The 26667-nt window shown below is 65.1% G+C and carries 24 protein-coding genes, 1 tRNA gene and 1 riboswitch; of the genes, 6 read left to right on the plus strand and 19 right to left on the minus strand.

All coding sequences use genetic code 11. The features are described 5' to 3' along the window. Positions 1-14: 14 nt before the first annotated feature. Positions 15-4253: an ATP-binding protein gene (locus AC56LN_RS17455; protein WP_499573622.1), complete on the plus strand. Its 4239-nt coding sequence runs from the start codon at positions 15-17 to the stop codon at positions 4251-4253. Between the two features lie 70 nt (positions 4254-4323). On the opposite strand, the gene AC56LN_RS17460 is transcribed toward AC56LN_RS17455, so the two are convergent. From AC56LN_RS17460 to AC56LN_RS17475, 4 genes are all read right to left on the minus strand, one after another. Further along, positions 4324-4716 (minus strand): hypothetical protein, encoded by a 393-nt coding sequence (locus AC56LN_RS17460; protein WP_499573624.1) that lies wholly within the window; start codon positions 4714-4716, stop codon positions 4324-4326. Between the two features lie 291 nt (positions 4717-5007). Further along, positions 5008-5985, minus strand: a complete 978-nt coding sequence (locus tag AC56LN_RS17465; RefSeq protein ID WP_499573626.1) for an NAD(P)H-hydrate dehydratase — start codon at positions 5983-5985, stop codon at positions 5008-5010. 11 nt (positions 5986-5996) lie between these two features. After that, complete coding sequence (locus AC56LN_RS17470) at positions 5997-6758, minus strand: histidine phosphatase family protein (protein ID WP_499573629.1); 762 nt, start codon at positions 6756-6758, stop codon at positions 5997-5999. 95 nt (positions 6759-6853) lie between these two features. Beyond that, entirely contained in the window at positions 6854-8254 is a 1401-nt protein-coding gene (locus AC56LN_RS17475; RefSeq protein WP_482898027.1) for an L-cystine transporter, read from the minus strand. Between the two features lie 242 nt (positions 8255-8496). On the opposite strand from AC56LN_RS17475, the gene AC56LN_RS17480 reads away from it, so the two are divergent. Next, positions 8497-10296 (plus strand): methyl-accepting chemotaxis protein, encoded by a 1800-nt coding sequence (locus AC56LN_RS17480; protein WP_499573633.1) that lies wholly within the window; start codon positions 8497-8499, stop codon positions 10294-10296. 33 nt (positions 10297-10329) lie between these two features. Here the strand turns inward: AC56LN_RS17480 and AC56LN_RS17485 are convergent, their stop codons facing one another. From AC56LN_RS17485 to AC56LN_RS17505, 5 genes are all read right to left on the minus strand, one after another. Further along, complete coding sequence (locus tag AC56LN_RS17485) at positions 10330-11688, minus strand: ABC transporter permease (protein WP_499573634.1); 1359 nt, start codon at positions 11686-11688, stop codon at positions 10330-10332. Beyond that, a complete protein-coding gene (locus AC56LN_RS17490) occupies positions 11685-13115 on the minus strand; it encodes a DUF3526 domain-containing protein (protein ID WP_499573637.1) in 1431 nt (476 codons plus the stop codon). Before AC56LN_RS17490 ends, AC56LN_RS17485 begins: the two co-directional genes overlap by 4 nt. Next, positions 13112-13846 carry an ABC transporter ATP-binding protein gene (locus AC56LN_RS17495; RefSeq protein ID WP_499573639.1) on the minus strand — a complete coding sequence of 245 codons (735 nt, stop codon included), beginning with the start codon at positions 13844-13846 and terminating at the stop codon, positions 13112-13114. Before AC56LN_RS17495 ends, AC56LN_RS17490 begins: the two co-directional genes overlap by 4 nt. A gap of 166 nt (positions 13847-14012) precedes the next feature. After that, positions 14013-14342, minus strand: a complete 330-nt coding sequence (locus tag AC56LN_RS17500; RefSeq protein WP_499573641.1) for a hypothetical protein — start codon at positions 14340-14342, stop codon at positions 14013-14015. 41 nt (positions 14343-14383) lie between these two features. Continuing rightward, entirely contained in the window at positions 14384-14578 is a 195-nt protein-coding gene (locus AC56LN_RS17505) for a hypothetical protein (RefSeq protein WP_499573644.1), read from the minus strand. A gap of 417 nt (positions 14579-14995) precedes the next feature. Here AC56LN_RS17505 and AC56LN_RS17510 point away from each other — a divergent pair, with 417 nt between their 5' ends. From AC56LN_RS17510 to AC56LN_RS17520, 3 genes are read left to right on the plus strand one after another with little or no spacing between them, the layout of a single operon-like run. Beyond that, complete coding sequence (locus AC56LN_RS17510; RefSeq protein WP_499573646.1) at positions 14996-16276, plus strand: CmpA/NrtA family ABC transporter substrate-binding protein; 1281 nt, start codon at positions 14996-14998, stop codon at positions 16274-16276. Between the two features lie 28 nt (positions 16277-16304). Beyond that, entirely contained in the window at positions 16305-17207 is a 903-nt protein-coding gene (gene ntrB / locus AC56LN_RS17515; RefSeq protein ID WP_499573648.1) for a nitrate ABC transporter permease, read from the plus strand. A 13-nt stretch (positions 17208-17220) separates the two neighbouring features. Next, a complete protein-coding gene (locus AC56LN_RS17520) occupies positions 17221-18030 on the plus strand; it encodes an ABC transporter ATP-binding protein (RefSeq protein ID WP_499573649.1) in 810 nt (269 codons plus the stop codon). Positions 18031-18142: 112 nt separating this feature from the next. Here the strand turns inward: AC56LN_RS17520 and AC56LN_RS17525 are convergent, their stop codons facing one another. The 10 genes from AC56LN_RS17525 to AC56LN_RS17570 all read right to left on the minus strand — a co-directional run bounded on the left by AC56LN_RS17525 (position 18143) and on the right by AC56LN_RS17570 (position 25002). Next, positions 18143-18400 carry a hypothetical protein gene (locus AC56LN_RS17525; RefSeq protein WP_499573651.1) on the minus strand — a complete coding sequence of 86 codons (258 nt, stop codon included), beginning with the start codon at positions 18398-18400 and terminating at the stop codon, positions 18143-18145. Between the two features lie 70 nt (positions 18401-18470). Further along, positions 18471-18546, minus strand: a tRNA-Lys gene (locus AC56LN_RS17530). Positions 18547-18619: 73 nt separating this feature from the next. After that, positions 18620-19375, minus strand: a complete 756-nt coding sequence (gene ybgF, locus AC56LN_RS17535; RefSeq protein ID WP_499573653.1) for a tol-pal system protein YbgF — start codon at positions 19373-19375, stop codon at positions 18620-18622. A 130-nt stretch (positions 19376-19505) separates the two neighbouring features. Continuing rightward, positions 19506-20030 (minus strand): peptidoglycan-associated lipoprotein Pal, encoded by a 525-nt coding sequence (gene pal / locus AC56LN_RS17540; protein ID WP_332529815.1) that lies wholly within the window; start codon positions 20028-20030, stop codon positions 19506-19508. A gap of 33 nt (positions 20031-20063) precedes the next feature. Further along, entirely contained in the window at positions 20064-21335 is a 1272-nt protein-coding gene (gene tolB, locus AC56LN_RS17545; RefSeq protein ID WP_499501611.1) for a Tol-Pal system beta propeller repeat protein TolB, read from the minus strand. A 31-nt stretch (positions 21336-21366) separates the two neighbouring features. Next, positions 21367-22425: a cell envelope integrity protein TolA gene (tolA, locus tag AC56LN_RS17550; protein WP_499573656.1), complete on the minus strand. Its 1059-nt coding sequence runs from the start codon at positions 22423-22425 to the stop codon at positions 21367-21369. A 24-nt stretch (positions 22426-22449) separates the two neighbouring features. Further along, entirely contained in the window at positions 22450-22881 is a 432-nt protein-coding gene (locus AC56LN_RS17555) for a biopolymer transporter ExbD (RefSeq protein WP_499573658.1), read from the minus strand. 16 nt (positions 22882-22897) lie between these two features. Next, positions 22898-23581 (minus strand): protein TolQ, encoded by a 684-nt coding sequence (gene tolQ, locus AC56LN_RS17560; RefSeq protein WP_482898041.1) that lies wholly within the window; start codon positions 23579-23581, stop codon positions 22898-22900. 23 nt (positions 23582-23604) lie between these two features. Further along, complete coding sequence (ybgC, locus tag AC56LN_RS17565) at positions 23605-24009, minus strand: tol-pal system-associated acyl-CoA thioesterase (protein ID WP_482898042.1); 405 nt, start codon at positions 24007-24009, stop codon at positions 23605-23607. A gap of 246 nt (positions 24010-24255) precedes the next feature. After that, positions 24256-25002, minus strand: a complete 747-nt coding sequence (locus tag AC56LN_RS17570; protein ID WP_499573661.1) for an SDR family NAD(P)-dependent oxidoreductase — start codon at positions 25000-25002, stop codon at positions 24256-24258. A 151-nt stretch (positions 25003-25153) separates the two neighbouring features. After that, a riboswitch (ZMP/ZTP riboswitch) is annotated at positions 25154-25273 on the plus strand. A gap of 99 nt (positions 25274-25372) precedes the next feature. Between AC56LN_RS17570 and glyA the strand changes: the two genes are divergently transcribed. Further along, the gene (glyA, locus tag AC56LN_RS17575; protein ID WP_332529821.1) at positions 25373-26620 is read left to right on the plus strand and encodes a serine hydroxymethyltransferase; all 1248 of its coding nucleotides are present in this window, start codon (positions 25373-25375) and stop codon (positions 26618-26620) included. The last annotated feature ends 47 nt before the right edge of the window (positions 26621-26667 follow it).

Genomic DNA, 26667 nt, shown 5'->3' on the forward strand with positions numbered 1-26667 from the left:
TAAGGTCCAGCCCCATGCCCGTCGTACAGCCCATCGCCACGTTCGCCAATGACGACCTGAACTGGCTCGCCGGTGGGGGCGAGATGGGCGAACTGATCCGCAGCATGGACTGGTCGGCCACGCCGCTCGGACCGCCGTCCGGATGGCCACAGAGCCTGCGCACGTCCGTCAGCCTGTGCCTGTCGTCGACGTTCCCGATCCTGGTCTGCTGGGGCCCGGACGACATCCAGATCTACAACGATGCCTACCGCCCGATCTGTGGCGACCTGCATCCGGCGGCCATGGGCGCGCCGTTCAAGGTGGTCTGGGCCTCGGCGCTGCCGGTCGTGGGCGCCGCCTTCGAGCTCGCGCACCAGGGTTCCGGCGCGTACATCCGCGACCAGCAGATGTTCCTCGACCGCAGCGGCTATCTCGAAGAAGCCAACATGACGTTCTCGTTCTCGCCCATTCGCGACGAGTCCGGCGCGGTCGGCGGGGTGTTCCACCCGATCACCGAAACCACGGCCCAGGTGCTCAGCGCGCGCCGCAGCAAGGGCCTGCGCGACCTGACTGCCAGCCTGGCGGGCGTGCGGTCGATCGGCGACATCGGCGCGCAACTGGCAAGCCATTGCACGCAGATGACGGCCGACGTGCCGTTCGTGCTGTTCTACCAGATCGATGCCGAGACGGGCATGCTGGTGCTGCGCGGCAGCGCCGGCCTGGCGCCGGACAGCGCGCTCGCACCTGTTTCAATCGCCATCGACGACAGCATCTGGCCCTTTGCCCGCAGCAGCGCGTCGCACGGCGCCCATCAGGTCGATGACGTCGCGACGCGCCTCGGCGGCGTTGCCTGCGGACCGTACGACGACGCGCCGCGCTCGGCGCTGGTGCTGCCGCTGACCTTGCCCGGCCAGCAGGCGCTGTTCGGGTTTGTCGTGGCCGGGGTCAGCGTGCGCCGCGCGCTCGACGCCGACTACCGCAACTTCTACGCCTTGCTCGGCGCGGCCGTCAATACTGCGGTGGGCAACGTCGTCGCCTACGAGCAGGAGCAGCGCCGCGCCGAAGAACTGGCCCAGATCGACCGCGCCAAGACGGCGTTCTTCTCGAACGTTTCGCATGAATTCCGCACGCCGCTCACGCTGATCCTCGGCCCGCTCGACGATGCGCTGGCCGATGCGCCCGAGAGCATGAGCGCGATCCAGCGCCAGCGCATCGAACTCACGCACCGCAATTCGCTGCGCCTGCTCAAGCTGGTCAATTCGCTGCTCGACTTTTCGCGCATCGAAGCCGGCCGCGTGCAGGCCAGCTACATGCCGGTCGACCTGGCGCGCCTGACGCTCGACCTGGCCGGCGTATTCGAATCGGCCATGACCAAGGGTGGCCTGGATTACAGCGTCGATCTGCAGCCACTGACGCAGCCGGTCTTTGTCGACCGCGACATGTGGGAAAAGATCGTCTTCAACCTGCTGTCGAACGCCTTCAAGTTCACGCTGCAGGGCGGCGTGACGGTCAGCCTGCGCGAACACGCCGGCATGGCGCGGCTGTCGGTGCAGGACACCGGCACCGGGATTCCCGAGCACGAACTGCCACGCATGTTCGAGCGCTTCCACCGCATCGAGGGTGCCCCGGGCCGCACGTATGAAGGCACCGGCATCGGCCTGGCGCTGATCCAGGAACTGGTGCGGCTGCACGGCGGCACCATCGCGGTGGCGAGCATCTTCGGCGAAGGCACGCGCTTTGACGTCGACCTGCCGTTTGGCGATGCGCACCTGCCGGCAGACCGCATCGTGCAGGCGCCGGAGGCGACGGCCGACCGCCAGCGCATGGGCGCGGCGTTCGTCGAGGAAGCGCTGCGCTGGCTGCCCGATACACAGGAAGGCGTACCGCCAGCAACGGACACGGACCAGGACACGAACACGAGCGCGCCCGCGCAGTCCGACGTGCAGCCCGAAGCGCGGCCACGCATCCTGGTCGCCGACGACAACAACGACATGCGCGCCTACCTCAAGTCGCTGCTCGAGCCGCACGCCGACGTGCGCGCGGTGGCCGACGGCCAGGTGGCCTACGAAATGGCGCTGCTGGACCCGCCCGACCTGTTGCTGTCGGACGTGATGATGCCGCGCCTGGATGGCTTCGGCCTGATCGCCAAGGTGCGCGCCAGCGCGCTGCTGCGTCATCTGCCGGTGATGCTGCTGTCGGCGCGCGCCGGCGAAGAAGCCAAGGTCGAGGGCCTGCAGGCCGGAGCCGACGACTACCTGGTCAAGCCGTTTTCGGCCAACGAGCTGCTGGCGCGCATCGGCACCCAGGTGGCGCTGGGGCGCGAACGGTGCCAGAACGCCCGCGATGCGCAGGCGCGCGAAGCGCATGTGCGGGCGCTGATCGACGCCTCGCCCGCGATGCTCTGGACCACCGACAACGACAGCCTGTGCACCTACCTGAGCCAGCGCTGGTACGACTACACGGGCCGCACGCCCGAGCAGGACCTGGGCATGGGCTGGCTCGAGAACGTGCACCCCGACGACGCCGCGCGTTCGGGCGAGATCTTCCTGGCCGCCAGTGCGGCGCGCCAGCCGTTCTCGTTCGACTACCGCCTGCGCGGCCATGACGGCAGCTACCGCTGGTTCATCGATGCCGGCCTGCCGCGCGTGAACGCTGCCGGTGAGCCGGACGGCTATGTCGGCACCGTCATCGATGTCCATGCGCGCAAGCTGTTGCAGGAGCGCTTCGAGCGCGTGGCCGAGGCGGGCGACATCGGCGTCTGGTATGCCGACGTGCCGTTCACGCAGTTCCAGATCAATGCCGAGATGGCCCTGCACTTTGGTGTCGAAGCGGGTCGCCCCGCCTCGATCGACGAGCTGATGGCGGCGGTCGACCCGGAAGACCGCGCGCGCTGGGCCGACAGTGTGGCGCACGCGGTGCGCGCCGGCGCGCCGCTGGACCTCGAGTTCCGTACGCGCGTTGCCGCATCGGGACCGGGCGGCGATGGCGCCGATGGCGCGCCGCGCTGGTTGCGCGCGATCGGCTGGTGTGGCCTGGACGCGAACGGCCAGCCCGAGCGCTTCGACGGCGTCACGCTCGACATCGACAGCCAAAAGCAGGCCGAGCAGGAACTGCAGCGCCTGGCGCGCGAACTGGGCGCGAAGAACCGCGCGCAGAGCGACTTCCTGTTTACCCTCGCGCATGAACTGCGCAACCCGCTGGCGCCGATCCGCTCGGGCCTGGAGCTGATGCGCATCGGCGCGGCCAGCGGCGACGTGCAGGCCATCATGCGGCGCCAGGTAGATCACATGGTGCATCTGGTGGACGACCTGCTCGACATGGCGCGCCTGGCCGAAGGCAAGGTCACGCTGCGCTGCGAGCGCGTGCTGCTGGCCGACGCAGTACGCGAAGCCGTCGACATGAGCATGCCGCTGGTCGAGCGTGGCCGCCACGCGCTCGCCGTGCACCTGCCGGACGGGCATGTGGGCCTGCACGCCGACCGCCATCGCGTGGCCCAGATCCTGAGCAACCTGCTCAACAACGCGGCCAAGTACACGCCGCCGGGCGGCGCACTGGCCATCCGGGCGCAGATCGAGGGCGATGAGGTGGCGATTTCGGTCCTGGACAACGGCATCGGCATCGCTGCGGATGCACTCGAGGGCGTGTTCGACATGTATGCGCAGGCGCACGCCGGCGCCGAGATGGCGCAGGGCGGTCTGGGCGTGGGCCTGAATCTGGTGCAGCGGCTGGTGAAGCTGCATGGCGGCCGGGTTGCCGCCACCAGCGCCGGGGTCGGGCAGGGCAGCCAGTTCACGGTCTGGCTGCCGCTGCCGGCCGACAGCGCCACGCCACCGCCGATGGCGGCCGTTGCCGCGTTGCCAGCGCCACATGCCGAGCCAGGCGTGCTGCGGATCCTTGTGGTCGACGACAACGTCGATGCGGCCGAGACGCTGCAGGCGCTGCTCGAGATGAACGGGCATGCGGTGACCGCCGTGCACGATGGCGCCTCGGCGCTGCTGCAGGCGGCTGCGCTGCTGCCGCACATCGTGTTCCTCGATATCGGGCTGCCCGACATGACCGGGTATGACGCGGCCGAAGCGCTGCGCCGCATCGCCGGGATGGAAGGCGCGACGCTGATCGCGCTCACGGGCTGGGGTGCGGAGCAGGACCGGCGTCGTTCAAGCCAGGTGGGGTTCGATCATCATCTGACCAAGCCGGCCGATTTTCTGATTGTGGAGCAATTGATCCGCGACGTGGCGGAGGGCGTGCCGGCCCAAAACAAACAGCCCGACTGAAAAGCCGGGCTGCCATGCTGCACTGAACCTGCCCCAGCCTGCGGGGCGATGTTCAGCTAATTGACCGCAATTACTTGCCGGTCGTGCCGGTTGGCGGCGTGGTGGTGCTGGTTGGATCGGTGGTCTGCGGGCTGGTGGCGCCTTCCGCGGTGCCGGTGGTGCCGGTGGCACCCGTCATGCCGCTCGTGCCTGCTGCGCCCGACGTATCGGTCGTGGTACCGGTGGTACCGGCAGCAGCGCCCGTGCCCATGTCGCCCGTACCCGTGGTGCCCGTGCCGGTTGCGCCAGTGCCGGTGTCGCCCATGGTGCCGGTGGCGCCCGAAGTGCCGCTAGGCATGGTGGCCGAGGTATCAGCCGGGACGGTCGTGGTAGTCGCTGCTTCGTCTTTCTTGCATGCGCCCAGCAGGGTTGCCAGCACAGCGGCGGTCAGCAGGATTTTTGGTGCCTTGGTCATTGCATTCATTTTTTACTCCTCGAGTGACGTCTATTTGTGTGCCGCAGATGCCAGGTCAGACGGTGGGCAGGTGCGGCGCCAGGTCAGTTCCACCGATACGCGATGGGCGCTGGTGAAACGGTGAGGGTAACCACGCAATACGCGGCCCCGGTGCGTACTTCAGTAAATCTTGTTCCACTTCAATGTGTTCCAATGCATCTGTGTCGATTAGACCGCAAGCCCGACAGCTGGTTCGTTAGATACCGCACACTTAGGGAAATTGGTAACATTATTTACACAGATCCGGTGACTGCCAGTGAGCTACGTGCCCAGGTGTACATCGCCCGATGCCGGCTTTCCGCCCCCTGCCACTGACAGGTCCTGCCGTCCGATCTGTTCCAGCAGCGCTGGCACCTCGGCGGCGATTTCGCGTGCCAGGTAGCCGAGCGGGCCCAGGCGCTGCGCGAGCCGGTCGCCGGCGCGCGCATGGAGTGCAACGCCCCAGCACGCGGCCTGGGTCTCGGTCGCGCCTCGCGCGAGAAGGCCGCCGATGATGCCGGCCAGCACGTCGCCCGAGCCGGAGCTGGCCAGCCCGATATTGCCGGCGCCTTCGTGCTGCCACAGCGTGCCGTCCGGCGCAGCGATCACGGTGCGCGCACCCTTGAGCGCAATCACGGCATTCCAGTCGCGCGCCGCCGCGAGGGCGGGCGCGTCGGGCAGGCCGACGATGCAATCCTTATCGATGCCGGTCAGGTGCGCCATTTCACCGCAGTGCGGCGTCATGATCACCGGGCGGTCGAAGCGCATCGACTTGCCCTCCGGCCAGTGCTCTGGTGGATGAAGCAGGACGTCCATCGCACAGGCGTCGAGCACGAGGCCCACGTTGGCCTCGACCAGGCGCGGCATCAGTGCGTGCAGCAGGCGCGCCGTGCTTGCCTCGTCGCGCATGCCGGGACCGACCAGCACGGCATTGACGCGATCGGCCAGCGGGTCCAGGCTCGCCACGGCATCGAGGCTGAAGCCATCGGTATCGTGCTCGGTCAGGCCGATCACGCGCGCCTCGGGCATCGCCAGCGCCACCAGCTGGGCCACGCTGGCGCCGGTTGCGATCGTGAGCTTGCCGGCGCCGGCGCGCAACGCCGCCGTGGCCGCCAGGATGATGGCGCCTGGCATCTCGCGCGAGCCGCCGATGATCAGGATGTGGCCGCGCATTTCCTTGTCGCCACCGGTGCCCGGCTGGGGCAGCGGCCAGGCGGCCAGCATGGCGGCGTCGACGTCGTGTACCTGGTGCGTGTCCATGCCAGTCGACCTTACGCGTTGGGGGCGGACGCGACGTCCTTGGCCACCGTGACCGGCGTGCCGGTCTCTTCCAGCGGCGCGACGAAATTGACCAGGCGCAGCGCCAGGTCGCCGCGCTTGCCCGCGTCGGGATCGAATTCGTAGGACGTGACGGAGCAGTTCGGCACATCGCCGTTGCGGTCGAATTCGAGGATCTGCGCTTCGGTGAGGTGCTCGAACAGGTAACGGAAGCAATTGACCGTGACCTGGTGCGCAACGATCAAGACGCGCTCGCCGCTGAAATCGCGTTCGAGCGTGTCCATCACGCTGCGCAGGCGCAGGATCACGTCGCACCAGCTCTCGCCGCCAGGCGGACGGAAATAGAATTTGCCGACGTGGCTGCGCTGCTCGTACAGGTCGGGGAAGTGGTGCGCGATGCCGTGCGTGGTCAGGCGGTCGAGCACGCCGAATTCCTTTTCGCGCAGGCGCTCGTCCTGGAGGACGCACAGGTTGTCGCGGTCGAGGTGGCGCATCACGAGGTTGGCCGTTTCGGTGGCGCGCACGTACGGTGAATGCAGGACGACGGTCGGGCGCTGCGCTGCGGGCAGCGCCGCGAACCAGGCGCCGAGGGCGTCGGACTGGCGCTCGCCAAGGTCGGACAGGGGCACGTCGACGTCGCGTTCGGCGATGTCGATGCGGTGCCCTGCGGCTGCTTCAGCCAGGTCGCGCGCGACGTTGCCGGCGCTCTGGCCGTGCCGCACGACCCAAATTTCTTGTGGCCATTTTTGTTCCATAAAGTCCGCCAAAAAGTTATCTTGGCGTCATCATAGAAGGATTCGCGACGGCCTCAGCGCACGATTGTTCCGTGCGCCGACACCGCCTTGCGGCGTCAGACGGCCCGCGCCTCGCTGTCCAGGTTGATGTCGGCATCGTCGTCGAACACGCGCATGTCGGTCTGGCCCATGACCCGGCTGGTGACGGTACCGGCAGCGATGGAGCCGCTGACGTTCAGTGCCGTGCGGCCCATGTCGATCAGCGGTTCGACCGAGATCAAGAGGCCCGCGAGCGCCACCGGCAGGTCCATCGCCGACAGCACGATCAGCGCCGCGAACGTGGCGCCACCGCCCACGCCGGCCACGCCGATCGAGCCGAAGGCGATGATCGCCAGCAGCGGCAGCAGGAACGCGGCCGTGAACGGATCGACGCCCACGGTCGGCGCAATCATCACCGCCAGCATGGCCGGGTAGATGCCGGCGCAGCCGTTCTGGCCGATCGTGGCGCCGAACGACGCGGCGAAGTTGGCCGTGCCTTCCGGCGTGCCCAGGCGCGCGGTCTGCGTGGCCACGCTCATCGGGATCGAGCCGGCGCTGGTGCGCGAGGTGAACGCGAACACGAGAACAGGGAAGATCTTCTTCACGTAGCGCCATGGCTTCAGGCCCGCTGCTGCGACCATCGCCAGGTGGACGCAGAACATCAGCGCCAGCGCCGCATACGAGGCGACCACGAAGTTGAGCAGGCCAAGAATGTCTTGCCAGCTCGAGCTCGAGACGACCTTGGCCATCAGCGCGAACACGCCGTACGGGGTCAGGCGCAGCACGAGCGTGACCATGCGCATCACGATCACGTGCGCCACGTGCACGAAGCTGCTGAACGACGTGAAGACTTCCGGCTTCTTGCCGGCGATGCCGGTGGCCGAGACGCCGATGAAGATCGCGAATACCACCACCGCGATGGTCGAGGTCTTGCGCGCGCCCGTCATGTCGAGGAACGGGTTGGCCGGGATGAAGGACAGCAGCAGCGACGGCAGCGACAGTTCCTTGGCCGCCGCCAGGTTGCCCTGCATGTACTCGCCGCGCGCGACTTCGGCGGCGGTGGAGGTCAGGCCGACCGCTGTCAGGCCGAACAGCTTGGCCATCAGGATGCCGATCGAGGCCGCCACGATGGTGGTGATGAGCAGGATGCCGATGGTCAGCGTACTGATCTTGCCGAGCGACGAGGCGTCGCGCAGCTTCAGGATTGCCTGGATGATCGAGACCATGATCAATGGAATGATGATCATCTGCAGCAGCTGGACATAGCCGCTGCCGATCACGTTCAGCCATTCGTTGGTGGCCTTGATCTCGGGTTCACCCACGCCGTACATCACCTGCAGCGCAGCGCCGAGCACGACGCCCAGGCCAAGGCCGGCGAACACGCGCTTGGTGAACGACACGTAATTGGCCTGCAGGCGGTACAGGAAGACGCAGACAGCCAGGGCGATGGCCAGGTTGAGCAGGACGGGAAGTGTCATGGGGGCTTCGATGGGACGGCGTGGACAATCATGTCATTTTATCGACAAAGTTGCTGGTTCACAGTGCGATTGTCATTTTTGCCAATGCGCGGTTAGCCACGGGTTGTTGCTGCGCAGCGACGTACTTCCCGGCTTGCATAGGGAACCGGTCAATCTCCCGGTCAATACTTCCCACAGGTAAGGCAAAGTTTCTATAATCCAATAAAACACCCCTTATTCTTTCATCAGCCAGTCCAGCGAACATGTTCAAACATCTCAGCATCAAGTCGCGCCTCATTTTTGTCATCGCCTTTCTCGCGGTCGAGCTCATCGCCGGCGCCGTCATCGGCATCTACAACCTTGGCACTGCCAATGCCGAGCTCAAGCAGATGTACGATCGCCGTCTGGTCGGCTTGAGCCAGGCCGGGGAAGTCACCCAGCTGATCACGGCGAACCAGCTGACCGTGGCCAAGGCGGTCACGCTGACCGATCCGGGCCAGCGCAGCGCCGCCATGGACACCGTCACCGCAACGAGCGCCACCATCAACAAGCTGTGGGGCGAGTTCACGCAGATTCCGATGAGCGAGAAAGATCGCGCGCTGGTCGGGGAGATCGCCGCAGCGCGCAAGGCGTTTCTCGATGGCGGCCTGTTGCCGGCAGTGGCCGCGATCCGCGCCAATGACAATGCGCAGGCGACCCAGCTGCTGAACGGGCCGATGACGCAGTTGTACGCATCGCTCAATACGCTGGGCATCCGGCTGATCAACGAACAGCAGGCTGCCGCACTGGCCGAATATCAGGCGTCGCAGGCAAACTTCGAACTTGTGCGCGCGGTGTGCCTGGCCGGCCTGGCCTTCGGCCTCATCATGGCTGCGCTGGTCGGCTACCTGCTGGTGCGCGCGATCGTGCGCCCGCTCGAGCAGGCCGTGAAGATCGCCGGCGCCGTCGCCCAGGGCGACCTGACCCAGACCATCGAGGTCACCTCGACCGATGAAACCGGGCGCCTGCTGCGGGCACTCAAGGACATGAACGAATCGCTCGTGCGCATCGTCGGCCAGGTCCGTACCGGCACCGACAATATCGCCACCGCGTCGAGCGAAATTGCAGCTGGCAACCTGGATCTGTCATCGCGTACCGAGCAGCAGGCCGGTTCGCTGGAAGAAACCGCCTCGTCGATGGAAGAACTGACGTCGACCGTCAAGCAGAACGCCGACAATGCGCGCCAGGCCAATGCGCTGGCCACGTCGGCATCGGCAGTGGCGGGCAAGGGCGGCGCCGTGGTGGCCGAGGTGGTGCAGACGATGGGCGCGATCAACACGTCGGCCACGCGCATCGTCGACATCATCGCCGTGATCGACGGCATCGCGTTCCAGACCAATATCCTGGCCCTGAATGCAGCTGTCGAGGCAGCGCGCGCCGGCGAGCAGGGCCGCGGCTTTGCGGTGGTGGCGGGCGAGGTGCGCAGCCTGGCGCAGCGCAGCGCGGCGGCGGCCAAGGAAATCAAGGTGCTGATCGACGATTCGGTCCAGAAGGTGCATCACGGCTCGGAACTGGTGGACCGCGCCGGTACGACGATGGCCGAAATCGTGCAAAGCGTGAACCGCGTGACCGACATCATGGCCGAGATCACCGCCGCCAGCCAGGAACAGACGGCCGGCATCGAGCAGATCAACGGCGCTGTTGCGCAGATGGATCAGGTGACCACGCAGAATGCGGCGCTGGTCGAGCAGGCGTCGGCGGCGGCGACCTCGCTGCAGGAAGAAGCGGCCAAGCTGGCGCAGACCGTGGGCGAGTTCAAGCTTGCCACGCCGGCAGGCGTGCGCGCAGTCGTGGCCAAGCCGCGCGCGGTGACCAGCGCGCCGAAGATGGTGACCAATGCAGCGCCGGAGCCGGTGGAGAAGGCGCCTGCGAATGTGCCTGCAAAAGTGCCTGCAAAAGCGCCTGCAAAAGCGCCGGTGAAGCCAGTCGTCACGACAGCCCGCGCCGATGCCGCGCCGGCTGCAAAGCCGGCGAAGGCCGAGCCAGCCAACGCCAGCACCGGCGACGGCTGGGAAGAGTTCTGACGCGGTCCGGGAAAGGCGGCCACGCCGCCTTTCCTACCGCACCGTGCGCAACGTGCGCAGGCCCACTGTCAGCGCCATCAATGCCAGCACGGCCAGCGCCAGCAACTGTCCCGGCGCCAGCGTTCCCTTCATCGCACTGCCGTCATACACGGGCAGTTTTGCCGCATCGCCTGGTGTGAACGGCCGCTCGCCGAACAGGTACGGATAGAAGAACTGCCGCAGCTGCGTGTGATACGCGCCAATCCGGTCGTGGTACGCCAGTTGCGAGGCCAGATCGGTATCGGCCAGCCGGTGCAGCAGCACCTGCACGTTCACCGACGCCAGCAGCAGCCCCGCGCGCGCAGTCCAGTCTTCGCGCGCCTGCATGCTGGCGCGATACTGCGCCACGCCAGGTGCCACCGCGTCGTCGCCTGCCTGATGCATCGCGTAATACCATTTCCAGTGGAAGCGCCCCGTGACCGGCGCCGTGTCCTTCCATTCTGGATGCGTGCGGAAGAATTTTTCGAACGTCTCGGGCTTGGGCACGTCCCACGCCGAGTGCACGGCCTGGCGTTGCGCCAGCGCCAGCTCGACACCCTTCGACACCGGCGACAGGCGCGCGATGCCCGCATCGGCCAGCGTTGGCAGGATCATCGTCAGCCCCACCAGGCTTGCCAGCAGGATCGCCGCGCTGCCCGCCGACGTGCGCGCACGCGCCGCCACCCAGGCCGCCAGCCCGAACCAGAACGCCAGGTACAGCGTTGCCACCAGCGCGATCTGGCCGAAGCCCGTCACGCCGGCGCCGGCGATGAAGGCGCCCACGGCCAGTGGCAGCAGGGCGGCCAGCCATAACAATCCATAGCGCAGGCCGACGCGGCGGCGCCAGGTATCGGCCGCGCCTTTCGGCAGGGATGCCAGCAGGCGCAGGCGGCCGGCTTCGCGTTCGCTCGACACCAGGTCGTGCATCAGCGCGATGACGAACAGCGGCGTCAGGTACACCAGCACGAACGCGAAGTCGAAGCGCCCCGGCATGGCCAGCTCGGGATTGATCGACTCCGATTCGTACAACTGCGACTGCAACCCGAGAATCCGCACGCGCAGCGCCGACGGCTGCAGGTCGCGCCCACCTATCGCGGCAAACGCCAGTGGCGATGGCGGATTGACGGTCAGGTGTGGCAGGTAGTAGCCGACCGCACCGGCTTCGGCGCTTCCGCTGCGTAGCTGCGTTGCCAGGATGGCCGCATGGTCATGGGCATGGCTTGTGGCGATGCGCTCGAGCGTGGCGCGCTGCTGGTTGACGGCGTGCAGGCCGGTCCAGACCGACAGCGCGGACAGCAGCGCCAGCAGCACGACGGCGCCGACGGCCAGGCGCGAGTGCGCGATCTGGCGCAGTTCAAGAAAGTACGTTTTCATGCCGGATTCCTTTCCAGGCGTTTGGCGACCCAGCCGCCGATGGCCAACAACGCCAGCAGCCAGCCGCCCAGCAGGGCAAACGCAGGCCAGGCGTGGCGCGCAGCGACCTCGGCGAACGGTGCAGGGGCGTAGCCGAAGCGCGGCGTGTCGTCCCAGTGGTGCTTGTCGATGCGCTCGTCGCCGGCGCCGGTGGGCGTGACGACATTGACGTGCAGGCCGTTGAGGCGCTGGACGAAGGCGTAGCGGTAGCGTTCACCTTCGAGCAGGAAGCGCGCATGGCTGTCGAGATTGGTGCCGGACAGGGCGGTCGACATGCGACGCAGCCCGATCAGCGGACTGGCCACGCTGGCCGAATGGACGATCGCGCTTTCCGCAGTTTGACGTGCGTAATCGGCGCGCATGAATTCGTCGAACAGGGCGCTGGTCATGCGCTCACCCTCGGCCATCAACAGGCCGCTGTAATTAACCGGCAGGTCTTCCACGCGCGTCACGCCGTAGTGTTGCAGCGTGCGCGCCCGGAACGCATTGAAGTACGGGTCGTCCGGGTTGTGGCTGTCGCCGATCGCCGCCAGCCGCTCGTGGATGGCGACCTCGGTTTCGATGCGGCTCGGGCGATTCACGTCGCCAGCCGCGACATCGGGCATCACGCGCGGCAGCAGGATTGCCGTGACGATCCAGCCGGCCACCAGCGCCAGCAGCGCATCGCGCGCCCGGGGCAGCGAGGCCGATACCAGCACCGCTGCCACGACCCACACCAGCAGGTACAGCGCATACCCGCCCAGCAACGCGATCGCCTCGGCCGCGACGGCCGGGTGCACGACGGCGATCACCACGAGCGCAATGAAGGCCGGCGCGCCCAGCAGCAGCGCCACACCCGCATGGGCCACGAGCTTGCCAAGCAACAGCGTCGTGCCACGGACACCCTGCACGATCTGCAGCCGCAACTGGCCGCGCTCGCGTTCGCGTGCGACGCTGCCGAAGGCGAGGAACACGATCAGCAGCGGCGTGAGCACCTGCAGGACAAAAGCCGGTGTCAGCTGGCCAAAGCGCAGCAGCACCGACGACTGGGCGGCGTCGCTGAAGTTGGCGCTGTTCTGGCGGTGACCTTCCAGGAACAGCGTGCTGCCGGTGAACGGATCGACGCCGAAATCGAAGAAGGCGAGGGGACTCAATGGCCGGAACACATAGTGCCCGTAATGGACGACACGGTGCGGGTGGCGATCCGGCTGGTTGGCCCACTGGGCATCGACCGTGCTCTGGAAGCGCGCCCGTTCGGCATTCACGGCGCTGACACGCTCATGGCTGACGACGATCGCCACGAGCGTGAGCGCCAGCATCAGGATGCCGGCGGCCACGGCCACCTGGTTGCGCAGCATGGCGCGCCACTCGCCCAAGGCAACTGCGGGCAGTGCTTGGGAAACGCTCATGCGGCCTCCGGTCTGGCAGCAGCGCCGGCGTAGCGCCGGTACAGGTCGCGCACGTCATAGCGTTCGGCGCTGCTGGCGGCCACTTCGTGGCTGATGTGGCCACGCTCCAGAAAGCCGATGCGGTCCGCCACTTCGGCGGCGCCCAGCAGATCATGCGTGACCATGAAGATGGCGCTGCCCCGTGCGCGCAAGTCCTGCAGCAGCGTGTTGAATTCGCTGGTGGCCTGCGGATCCAGGCCCGTGGTCGGCTCGTCGAGCAGCAGCAGCGGCACCTGGCGCGCCACGGCGAGCGCGATCGCGACCTTCTGGCGCATGCCCTTCGAGTAGCCGCCCAGGCGCCGCGTCCATGCGGCCGGGTCGAGCCGCACCGCGCGCAAGGCATCGTCGATGGTGGCGTCGATGGGGTGACTACCGGCCAGGCGCAGGAAGTAGTCGATGTTTTCGCGGGCGCTCAGGTGTTCATAGAGTGCGACGTTTTCCGGCACGTAGGCAAGCTGGCCGCGCGCGGCGAGCGGGTCGGCGGCAACGTCGATGCCGCACACGCGCACGCTGCCGGCCTGCGGTGCGAGAAAGCCGAGGAAGGCGTTGAGCGTCGTCGATTTGCCGGCGCCATTGCCGCCCAGCAGGGCGTAGATTTCGCCGCGCGCGACGCGCAGGTTCAGGTCGCGCAGGACGGTCGTGGCGCCGTAGGCGACGGTCACGCCGGTCGCTTCCATGGCAGGAGTGGTCATGGTCATCGTGTTCTTTCAAAGTCAACAAGGTATGCCGGCGCACGCATGCAGCGTGCGCGCCGGATGCAGACGCGCGCACAGGTGCCGCGCCGGCAAACGGGATGGAGATGACTCGTGCCGCTACGCCGTCAGGCCACGCTGGCAGCCGCGGCGGCGCACGAACGAATCAGTGGACGGACTGGTGGCGTGGTGGCGCCTGGGGGGAAGGGATCAGGTACTGGCGCCGGTAGAAGGGCGCAGGGCGCGGCAGGCGCGCCAGAAGGTAGGCGACCGCCAGGAAGACGGCCAGCAATTGTGGCGACACGGCCGGCAGGTCGGCCGTGGCATGCGCTGCAACCTGGCAGCTGACGCAGTCGGACAGCTGCTCGGCCAGGTCATGGTCGTGGTACGAGCTGCCGATGAGTTGCAGCGCCAGGATCAGCGCGCATGCGCACAGGAGCAAGCGGCGCAGGGCCGTGCTGGTGTGCGTAATGCGTAGCGTGTGCAACAGCGACATGCGATCCTGGCTGAACGGGTAATGGCGCAGTATAGCCCGGCTTACTCGAACGCGACCAGCAGCGTGGCCAGGCCGATGCAGACGACGGCGACCACGCCGATGCGCTGGCGCAGGCGGCGGCGGCCCGAGACGATGTCTTGCGCGATATGCCGGCGCGGCTTCTTGGGATTGCTGCGGTCGACGGCGGTCGCCGTATGGATCGGCGTGCGGTGACGCTGCGCTTGTTCGGTGTGCATGGTTGGCTCCAGTTGCAGGCCCCGGCGGTGCACGGTCGGTACTGTGCTTCTGCTTGTGTTTGAGGCAATAAACAATCCTAGCATGCACGCATCGGGTTGTGGAAGGCCACGTTGTCAACCGTGCGCGCGTACGGACAGCCGGCTTGCCCGGCCTGCAGCGCCGTCCAAAAAGAGGCGCTGCGCGATCGTAGTGCGCCGCGCACGCCATGCTGCGGTGCACCGCAGCGTGGCCATTCTTGCGCCGCACTCTGCGGAGGCCACTGGCACGAAGCTTGCGTAATGACTGATGCGCAACGGAGCGCACGAGGTGCATGCCAATGCTGGCCCGCCTCCCCGGACAACGACGTCTACCAACGCATGAACACGTTCATGTGGGGTAGTCGTTTTTTTTTGCCTGATCACTTTTTGGGATTCGCAATGGAAAATCAACAGCGTCAAGCGCAGGGCAACCCGTCCACCGGCACGAACGTCGACGGGACGCGCAGGAACATCATCCAGGGTGCCTCGCTGGCAGCGGCTGGCGGCCTGCTGGGGCTGGCCGGGGGCGGGGCATGGGCAGCGGGATCGGACAAACCCGAGAAGACCGAGATCAAAATCGGCTTCATTCCGCTGACCGACTGCGCATCGGTCGTGATGGCGTCGGTGCTGGGCTTCGACAAGAAATACGGCGTCAAGTTCGTGCTGAGTAAAGAGGCCTCGTGGGCCGGCGTGCGCGACAAGCTTGCCAATGGCGACCTGGATGCCGCCCACGTGCTGTACGGCCTGCTGTACGGCGTGCAGATGGGCATTGGCGGCCAGAAGAAGGACATGGCCGTGCTGATGGGACTGAACAACAATGGCCAGGCCATCACGCTGTCGAAGCAACTGGCCACCAAGGGCGCGGTCGACGGCGCCTCGCTCGCCAAACTGATGCGCACCGAAAAGCGCGACTACACGTTCGCGCAAACCTTCCCGACCGGCACCCACGCGATGTGGCTGTATTACTGGCTGGCCGCCAACGGCATCAATCCGATGAAGGACGCCAAGGTGATCACCGTGCCGCCGCCGCAGATGGTGGCCAATATGCGCATCGGGAACATGGACGGCTTCTGCGTCGGCGAGCCGTGGGGCCACCGCGCCATCATGGATGGCATCGGCATCACGGCCACGACGACCCAGGACATCTGGCGCGACCACCCCGAGAAGGTACTGGGCTCGACGCTGGCGTTCGCGAAAGCCAATCCGAACACGTGCCGCGCGATGATGGCTGCCATCCTCGAAGCAGGCAAGTGGATCGATGCATCGCTGGCCAACAAGAACAAGATGGCCGAAGTGATCGCCGCCAAATCGTACGTCAACACCAGCAAGGACGCGATTGACCAGCGCATCATGGGCCGCTACCAGAACGGCATGGGCAAGACCTGGGACGACGCGAACCACATGAAGTTCTACAACGACGGCCTGGTCAACTTCCCGTACCTGTCCGATGGCATGTGGTTCATGACGCAGCATCGCCGCTGGGGCCTGCTCAAGACCGATCCGGATTACCTGGCGGTGGCCACGGCGGTCAACCAGGTGCAGTTGTACAAGGAAGCCGCGACGATGACGAAGACGCCGGTCCCGGCGGGCTTGCTGCGCACATCGAAGCTGATGGACGGCACCGTGTGGGATGGCAAGAACCCACAGGCGTATGCCGCGTCGTTCAAGGTCAAGGCTTGACCATTCACCCGTACTGCGAGGAGCCGTCATGAATGCCCTGTTGAAATCCGTTCCCCACGAGCCGGCGCCAGTGCCGGTGGCCGTCAGCGGGCCGGCACGCACCGCGACGCCGCGCAAGCCGGCCGCTGCCGTCGCTGCACGTCGCGCGCAGCCGTTTGCCACGGCAGTCCGGCGCGTGGCGCCGCCGCTGACCGGCATCGCGCTCGTGCTGCTGGTCTGGCAGGTGATCGCCGCGCAGAACGAGGCGTTTCCATCGCCACTGGTCACGTGGCATGCGGCGCTCGAACTGTTTGCCGATCCGTTCTACCGCAACAGCCCCAACGACCAGGGCATCGGCTGGAACGTGCTGGCATCGCTGCAGCGCGTGGCGATCGGCTTCGGCCTGGCGGCACTGATCGGGATTCCGCTGGGCTTCGTGATCGGGCGCGTGCAGTTCGTCAGCCGCATGTTCGGCCCGATCATCAGCCTGCTCAAGCCCGTCTCGCCGCTGGCCTGGCTGCCGATTGGCCTGCTGGTATTCAAGTCGGCCGACCCGGCGGCGATCTGGTCGATCTTCATCTGCTCGATCTGGCCGATGATCATCAACACGGCCGTCGGCGTGCAGCGTGTGCCGCAGGACTACATGAACGTGGCGCGCGTGCTGAACCTGTCGGAGTGGAAGATCCTCACCAAGATCCTGCTGCCATCGGCGCTGCCGTACATCCTGACCGGCGTACGCCTGGCCATTGGCACCGCATGGCTCGTCATCGTCGCAGCCGAAATGCTGACCGGCGGCGTGGGCATCGGCTTCTGGGTGTGGGACGAGTGGAACAACCTGAACGTGGCGCACATCATCATCGCAATTGCCATCATCGGCGTCGTCGGCCTGCTGCTCGAACTGGCGCTGGTGTCGCTGGCGCGCGCACTGACCCACGAACAAGTGGCTAACTGAAAGGGTTTCGATCATGGACGAACTGCAAAAGAAATTCATCGACATCGCCGGCGTCGAGATGGCGTTTCACACGAAGAAGGGCGTGTTCCAGGCGCTGCAGGGGGTCGACCTGACAGTGCGCAAGGGCGAATTCATCACGCTGATCGGCCACTCGGGCTGCGGCAAGTCGACACTGCTGAACCTGGTCGCCGGGCTGCTCAAGCCGACGGCGGGCGTGCTGATCTGCGCTGGCCGCGAGATCGGCGGCCCGTCACCGGAGCGCGCGGTGGTGTTCCAGAATCATTCGCTGCTGCCATGGCTGACGTGCTACGAGAACATCCACCTGGGCGTCGAGCGGGTGTTTGGCTCACTGGAATCACGCGCGCAGTTGCGCGAGCGGACGATGGATGCGCTGGCGCTGGTGGGCCTGACGAGCGCGGAAACGAAGCGGCCGCATGAAATCTCGGGCGGCATGAAGCAGCGTGTCGGCATCGCGCGGGCGCTGGCGATGCAGCCGAAGGTGCTGTTGATGGACGAGCCATTCGGCGCACTCGACGCGCTCACGCGGGCGCACTTGCAGGACGAGCTGCTCAAGATCGTGGCGGCGACCAAATCCACGGTGGTGATGGTGACGCACGATGTGGACGAGGCAGTGCTGCTGTCGGACCGGATCGTCATGCTGACCAACGGGCCGGCGGCGACGATCGGCGAGATCGTCGCCGTGGAACTCGAGCGCCCGCGAGACCGGGTGGCGCTGGCGCAGGATGCGCGCTATACCGAGCATCGCCGGCAGGTGCTGGAGTTCTTGTACCGCAAGCAGGCGCATCCGGCGGTGGCGGCTTGACTGGTCGTAGGGTGGACGGGTTTCCCGTCCACGCGTTCAACGATCGCCGAATTGCCGAGAATTCAAGCGCATGTTGAACGCGTGGACGGCATAGCCGTCCACCCTACGGTTCTTACACCGCTTTTTTCTTCTGCACATGACGCTGTTGCTGCTTGCGCTGCGTCTGGTTGCGGTTCTGCTTGCCTTCGTGGAGCGCGGTGGCGTCCAGCTTGGCCTGTTCGGCGGTGCGCAGCTCTTCCTTGTCGTCGTGCGCGACGAAGTAATCGTTGGCTTGCGCGTCGACCACCAGCTTGATCGCCGCTTCGTCGGTGAGGTCATACATCTCCGTGAGGAGCGTGGTCACCTCGTCGAGAAAATCTTCATAAGTCATGGTGCGATCATCCTAATGTGTGCGGAACACAAAAAAGCCAACCCGAAGGTTGGCTTTTTTGCTGAATCTTTGGTAGGCCGTGCGGGATTCGAACCTGCGACCAACGGATTAAAAGTCCGCTGCTCTACCAGCTGAGCTAACGACCCGAAGAAGCAAGATTATAGGGGGCGACACGGACGCTGTCAAATGCCGCGCCCGGCGTATCGCATCTCCGTGTCGTTACTTCAGCGACGCCAGGCGATCGCGCGCGGTCTGCGCGGCGCTCGAATCCGGGTACTTTGCCACCAGCGTCTGCAGCGACTTCTTCGCGTTCTTGTTGTCCTTGAGCAGGGCGTAGCTGCTGGCGATATTGAGCATCGCGTCCGGGACCTTCTGGCTGGTGCCGTAGGTGGTCGTGACGACCTGCTGCGCCGCGATGGCCTTCTTGTAGTCGCCCAGTGCGTAGAAGGTGTTGCCGAGCCAGTACTGCGCATTCGAAGCGTACGGCGACTGCGGGTACTGGCGGACGAATTCCTGCAGCGCGACCGAGGCGCCCTTGTAGTCGCCCGACTGGAACAGGGCGGTGGCGGCTTCGTACGCAGTCTTTTCGGTCGGCAGCACTTCGGCCGTCTGGCCGTCGATCATTTCGGCGCGAGGCTCGACCTTCTTCAGGCGGGCGTCGAGGTCGGCGTACAGCTGCTTCTGGCTGTTCTGGGCCTTGGCGACTTCGTTGGCCAGCACTTCGATCTGGCCGCGCAGGCGGGCGATTTCCTGCATCGTCTGCTCGTGCTGGTTGAGCATCTCGATCTGCACCGTCTTGTCCGATTTGCTGTCGATGCGTGCGGTCAGGTCGCGCGTGATGTTGTCGACCTTGGTGCGCAGGTCCAGGATGGCCTTGCGCGCTTCTTCGTCGTCGAACGGGCCGGCGACGGCGTGCAGCGGCATCGACAGGGCCAGCACGAGGCATGCGAGGCGGGACTTGGACAGTTTGAGCATAAGCGTTGTGTTCTTTCTACTAAGCCAGTGACTTCGGCGGTTGCTGAGATAAAACAAGGGGCGGGTAGCAGTCTGCACTGCGTCCCGCCCCCTGTCAATCGAACCTGTCCGGCTTGTTCAGCCGAATCGATTATTGATAGACGATGTCTGCGCGGCGGTTTTCAGCCCACGATTCTTCGTTGCTGCCGGTGGCTTTTGGCTTTTCTTCGCCCAGCGACACGGCTTCGATCTGGCCTTCCGACACGCCCAGCGACGCCATCGAACGACGGACGGCTTCAGCACGCTTCTGGCCCAGGGCCAGGTTGTACTCGGTGCCGCCGCGTTCATCGGTATTGCCCTGGATCAGGACTTTACGCGACGTGTTCTTGGTCAGGAACGCCGAGTGGTTCTGGACCACTGGCTGGCCATCAGCGCGCACGACGAAGCTGTCGTAGTCGAAGTAGATGCTGCGCTTGGCCAGAACGCCTTGTGGGTCGTTCAGCGGATCGACGCTGCCGGTCTGGACCGGGTTGATGTCGCGTGGATCAGCAGCTGGCGCTGCCGGGGTTGGCGATTTCTCGACGACCGGGGTTTCGTTCAGCTTGGTTGGCGACGAGCAGGCGGCCAGCAGGGCTGCGGTGGAAACGATGAAAGCTACACTCTTGAAGTTGCGCATGGATTTTCTCCTGTTATGTTGAGGTTTTACTTCTTACTTCATGAAGGGACCCCAGCTGGGCTCCCGAATGTTTCCCGCTTTGGTTGTCAAGCGTTGCTTGACTCGTCCATCCACAGACACCACGGCCAGCGAGGTGCGACCGCCACCCTTGGTTGCATACATGATGTACTTGCCGTTAGGCGAAAAACTCGGTTCCGTGGCCCCATCGGCCAGGCGCAGTTCCTGGCCGCTGGCCAGGTCCATCGCATATAAGGAGTAAGCGCCGCCGCGCTGCGAAATCCAGGCCAGCGTCTTGCCGTCGGACGACACGCGCGGGCTGATGTTGTAGCTGCCATTGAACGTCACACGGGTGGCGTTGCCGCCGGCTGCGCTCATTTTGTAGATCTGCGGGCCACCGCTGCGGTCGCTCGTGAAATAAATGGTCCGGCCGTCGGCCGAATATTGTGGCTCGGTGTCGATCGCCGGGTTGTTGGTCAGCCGCTTGTGGCCGGTGCCGCCCGAATTGACCGAGTAGATCTCGGTATTGCCGTCCTTCGACAGGGCCACGGCCAGCGTCGAGCCGTCCGGCGACCACGATGGCGCCGAGTTGTTGCCCTTCTGGTTCGAGATCACGTTGCGGCGACCCGTCATCAGGTCTTGCAGATACACGACCGGCTTGCGGTCTTCCATCGAGACGTAGGCGACTTTCGAGCCGTCCGGCGACCACGATGGCGAAATGATCGGTTCCTTGCCCTGGGTGGCGATGACTTCGTTCTCGCCATCGGCGTCCGACACGGCCAGCACATAGCGCTTGGCGCCGCTGTCGGCCTTGACGTAGGCGATGCGGGTCGAGAAGATGCCGCGCACGCCGGTCAGCTTTTCATAGACGTCATCGGCAATGCGGTGCGCCTGCAGACGCGTGTAGCGGGGCTGGACTTCGCCGCCCATCTGCGAGATTTCGCCGCCCTTGACGGTGTCCATCAGCTTGTAGCGGATGGCAAAACGGCCATCCGGTTGCTTGGACACGCTGCCGACCACGAGCGCGTCGGCGCCGCTGGCCTTGAAGGCAGCCAGGTTGATGCTGCCAGCGTCGCGGTCGCTGATGACCTGGCCGGCGTCGATGACCTTGAACACGCCACTGCGCTCGAGGTCGGCGCGGATGACGGCCGAGACCTTGTCGGGTGCGACGGATTCGTCGGCGAAGGCCGCAATGGCGACCGGAATCTGGTTGCTGCCGACACCGGCGATTTCGATTTGCAGCTGCGCATTGGCTGCCGATCCCATGGCGAGGGAAGCGCTAAACAGCAGGAAATGGATTTTTTTCATAGTTTCTCTTGTAAAACTGGTTCGAACCGAATCAATCGTAATCGCGCATCGAGAAATTCACGTCTAGCGTACGCTCTACCGTCCCGTCCTTCTTTTTGGGCAGTGGCGATGCTTTCTTGATACCATTTTCCACTGCCCTGTCAAATTCTGGCACACCGCTGCTTTTCACCAACCTGACCGACATGATTTCACCGGTCGGCAACTGGTCGACACGGAACGTGGCGCGCGGATTGCCCGACACATCGGTGTTACCCGGATAGGCCGTGCTGCTCTTGATGGCCGCCGTGATCGCGGCGATATAACCGCCATCCGATTTCGGGCCCGTCGACTTGGCGGCGCTGCCGCCACTGCCCATCGCGCCAGCCATCCGCTTGAGTTCATCGGCACGCAGCTTCGCGAGTTTGGCGTCTTCGGCCGCGGCCGCCTTGGCCTTGGCCGCGTCCGCTTTCTTCTTGTCGGCAGCAGCCGCCAGCTGATCGGCTTTCTTTTTCTCGTCCGCTTCTTTTTTCTTTTCCGCCGCGGCCAGCGCTGCCGCTTTCTTGTCGGCTTCTTTTTTCTTCTCGTCCGCTTCCTTCTTCGCGAGCAGCTCTTTTTCTTTTTCTTTCAGCTTGCGCTCGGCCTCGTCCTTCTTCTTTTGCTCGGCGAGCTTTTCTTCACGCTCGCGTTTTTCCGCGTCACGCTTCTCGGCCAGCGCTTTTTTCTTCGCTTCCTCGGCCTTGCGTTCCTTTTCGCGCTGCAGCGCGATGTCCGGCGCCGGCGTCGGTGCCGGTTGCTCGACCACCGGTAGCGGTGGCGGCGGTGGCGGCGTGCGCACGGGTTCCGGTTCCGGCGCTGGTTCCGGCTCAGGGGTTGGCTCTGGCTGCACCGTGGGCTCGGGCGGCAACTCGGGCGCGGCGGCCGTCTGCACCGACATGTCCCATACTTCGGCCTCGACCGTGATCGGCGTCTTGGCCGTCCAGCTCACGCCGATCCACAGAAACGCCAGCAACGCGGCGTGCACGGCCACTGCCAGCAGGAACGATGGCAGGCGGCTCGGTTCGGGCGGCACGTGGTACGGTACGCCGGCGTTGTCTGGCTTTATTTCGGGCATATTCTAGGCATCAATGCATCGACATCACTGGGTGGCCAGGCCAACCCGGTTGATACCCATCTTCTTGGCTTCCGAGATCAGTTGGATGACGTCGTCGTATTTGCTCTCGCGGTCGCCCGCGATCAGCACCGGATAATCAGGGTGTTCTTCATGCAGTGCGCGCAGGCGCTGCAGCAGGGCAGAGCGGTCGGCCACGTCTTCCTGCGCCACGCGTCCCTTGCCCTGCACGCCGATCGACAGGCGATTTTCGGGCTCGATCGAAATCTGGATATAGGTGTCCGGCGGCAGCGCCGATTTCTCGGCGCGCGGCAGGTTCACTACGCTCGGCGCCTGGTTGGCCGGCACTGCCATGAAAATAATGAGCAGCACCAGCATCACGTCGATGTACGGCACGACGTTGATCTCGGACTTCAACTTGCGGCGACGTCCGCCGCGCATGCTGCTGGAAAAGGCCATGGACAGTCTCCCCCGATCAGCGCGACTGGCGCTGGAGAATGTTCGAGAATTCTTCGACGAAGCTCTCGAAGCGGTTGGCCAGGCGGTCGATATCGTGCGTGAAGCGGTTGTATGCCACCACGGCCGGGATTGCAGCGAACAGGCCGATGGCGGTGGCGATCAGTGCTTCGGCAATACCGGGCGCGACGATCGCCAGCGTGGCTTGCTCGACGCTGGCCAGGCCGCGGAATGCGTTCATGATGCCCCAGACGGTACCGAGCAGGCCGATGTACGGCGAGACCGAACCGACCGACGCCAGGAAGTTCAGGTGCGATTCCAGGGCATCGAGTTCGCGCTGGAACGAGGCGCGCATCGCGCGGCGGGCGCCGTCGAGCACCGAGTTCATGTCGAGCGTTTCGCGCGAGGCTTGCTTGCCCTTGATGAATTCACCCATGCCGGACTCGAAGATGCGGGCCAAGGCGCCGCTCTGGTCGCGCTGGCTGCTGGCGCTCTGATGCAGCGTGTGCAGATTGCCGCCGGCCCAGAAGGTGCGTTCGAACTGCTCGGTCTGCGCACGCGCGGCGCGGATCGCGAATACCTTGCGGAAGATGTAGGTCCAGCTCACGATCGACAGCAGCAGCAGCAAGGCCATAATCAATTGCACCAGCACGTGGGCATTGCCGATCAGGGCGACGAATGAAAGGTCTGGGGTGACGGTCATGGGCGAATTATCTAGGAATGGATTCAGGCGGCACGCATTTTAGCAGCCACGTGGTCGGGCAAGGGGCGTGGGCGCATTGTGGCAATATCGACACAACACACGGTCACGCTGGCCGTATTGAGCAGGGTGTCACCGCGCCAGGCCTGCTGCAGGAACTGGACCGATGCGCGGCCCAGCCTGGCGACGCTGGTCTGGATCGTCAACTGGTCGTCGAGGCGCGCCGAAGCGTGGTAGTCGAGCGTCACGTTCTTGACGACGAAGGCGGTGTTGTCCGCATCGAGCAGGGCTTGCTGCTGCACGCCAAGCGCGCGCAGCCATTCGGTACGGGCGCGTTCAAAGAATTTCAGGTAGTTGGCATAGAAAACAATGCCGCCAGCGTCGGTATCTTCGTAATACACCCTGACTGGCCAGTTAAATACTGAAGACATTGTTACTGCCGATACATGAACATGAGAAACATTCTACGCGAGTTTCCTTCTCGATATGTCCGCTAAAGAACATTGAGCGCGGAAAATACTTACGTAGCCCTCGCACGAAATCGTGCTTTTGGGCAGTAGTAGACTTGAAGCGTAGCAAAAAGACCAATCACTGTAACATTTTCTCACAAATGGCGAACGCGCTTCTGGTTGGCCTGGTCGACACCCGCGCGGAGGCCCGAGCAGGTGTCGCTTGCATCAGGCACGCTTGATCGTGAATGGCGAGAAGCCCTGGCAGGTCGGCATCAGTTCGATGCTGTTGACGTTCACGTGCGGCGGCAGCGTGGCGATCCAGTAGGCGGTATCGGCAATGTCCTTCGCGCTCAGTGGCGTCGTGCCTTCGTACACCTTGGCCGCAGCCGAATCGTCGCCCTTGAAGCGCACGTTCGAAAACTCGGTGCCACCGGACAGCCCCGGCGCCAGATTGGTGGCGCGCACGCCCGTGCCGACCAGGTCGGCGCGCAGATTGAGCGTGAACTGTTCGACGAAGGCCTTGGTGGCGCCGTACACATTGCCACCCGGGTAAGGGTAGTGGCCGGCGGTCGAGCCGATATTGATCACCAGCCCGCTGCCGCGCGCGACCATGTCGGGCAGTACCAGACGGGTCATCGTCACCAGGCCCTTGCAATTGGTGGCGATCATGGTGTCCCAGTCGTCCAGCGGCACTTCGTGCGCCGGCACCGTGTTGAGCGCCAGGCCGGCATTGTTGATCAGCACATCGATCCCTTTCCAGTCGGCTGGCAAGCCGGCCAGCGCCGCCTCGATCGATGCGCGGCTGGTGACGTCGAGCGTCACCGGCAGGGCGGCGTCGCCCAGCTCCGCGGCCAGATCGGCGATGCGATCGGTGCGGCGGGCTGCCAGGATCACGCGATGGCCGTGCGAGACGAAGGTGCGCGCCATTTCGGCGCCGAAGCCGGCCGAGGCGCCGGTAATGAGGACGATCATGATGAATCCTTAAGGTGGGCAATGAGTGCGCGGTGAGACAGCTGAGCAAGAACGCAAAATTGTAGCCGAAATGACCAGCGGGTCGCGGCGGGCGGCCCATTCCCCGCTTTCCTTGCCCTTCAATGGGGAGTTCAGTACAATTTGCGGACTTTACGTCTCACGTAACTGGCGAAACACCGCACGAGCGCCACCGATTGGTGCGCAGCGCGGCAAAGGTGGGTACCCACCGGGGAACGTGAGACGCCATACGCCGTTCGCCTGGGCAGCCATCAACCGGTACGCGTTCGATCGCGGCTGCCCGCGCCCTTTGGCTCCCGCACCCGCACACAGCGCCGCTCGTTGCCTGGAATACTATCGATTGGAGTTTTACATGTTTGCTAAAGACCATACGCTGGCCAATGTCGATCCGGATCTGTGGAATGCCATTCAGAAGGAAAACGTCCGTCAGCAAGACCACATCGAGCTGATCGCGTCCGAGAACTACACCTCGCCAGCCGTCATGGAAGCGCAGGGCTCGCAACTGACCAACAAGTACGCCGAAGGCTATCCGGGCAAGCGCTACTACGGTGGCTGCGAATACGTCGACATCGTCGAGCAACTGGCCATCGACCGCCTCAAGCAATTGTTTGGCGCGGAAGCCGCCAACGTGCAGCCGAACTCGGGTTCGCAGGCGAACCAGGGCGTGTTCTTCGCCGTGTTGAAACCAGGCGACACGATCATGGGCATGTCGCTGGCCGAAGGCGGTCACCTGACCCACGGCATGCCGCTGAACATGTCCGGCAAGTGGTTCAACGTTGTCTCGTACGGCTTGACCGCTGAAGAAGACATCGACTACGAGGCCCTTGAGCGCCAGGCGCACGAGCACAAGCCGAAGATGATCATCGCCGGCGCGTCGGCGTTCTCGCTGAAGATCGATTTCGAGCGCATCGCCAAGGTCGCCAAGGCAGTCGGCGCCTATTTCATGGTCGACATGGCCCACTATGCCGGCCTGATCGCTGCGGGCGAGTACCCGAACCCGGTGCCGTTCGCCGACTTCGTCACCTCGACCACGCACAAGTCGCTGCGCGGCCCGCGTGGCGGCATCATCCTGATGAAGGCCGAGCACGAGAAGATCATCAACTCGGCCATCTTCCCTGGCATCCAGGGCGGCCCGTTGATGCACGTGATCGCCGGCAAGGCCGTCGCGTTCAAAGAGGCGCTGACGCCCGAGTTCAAGACGTACCAGCAGCAGGTCGTCAAGAACGCCAAGGCACTGGCCGACACGCTGACCGCGCGTGGCCTGCGCATCGTGTCAGGACGCACCGAATCGCACGTGATGCTGGTCGACCTGCGCGCCAAGAACCTGACCGGCAAGGAAGCCGAAGCGATCTTGGGCCAGGCACACATGACCTGCAACAAGAACGGCATCCCGAACGACCCGCAGAAGCCGTTCGTCACGTCGGGCATCCGCCTGGGCAGCCCGGCCTTCACGACGCGTGGCTTTGTCGAAGAAGACGCCGTCACCGTGGGCAACCTGATCGCCGACGTGCTGGACAACCCGCACGACGCCGCGACCATCGAGCGCGTCAAGGGCGAAGTCAAGAAGCTGACCAGCAAGTACCCGGTCTACGCTGCCTGATTTGCTGCTCTGCCTTCGCGGGCCGGTTCGCCGGCCCGGTAGTCGTC

The organism is Telluria sp. ZT3P26 (assembly GCF_059686035.1).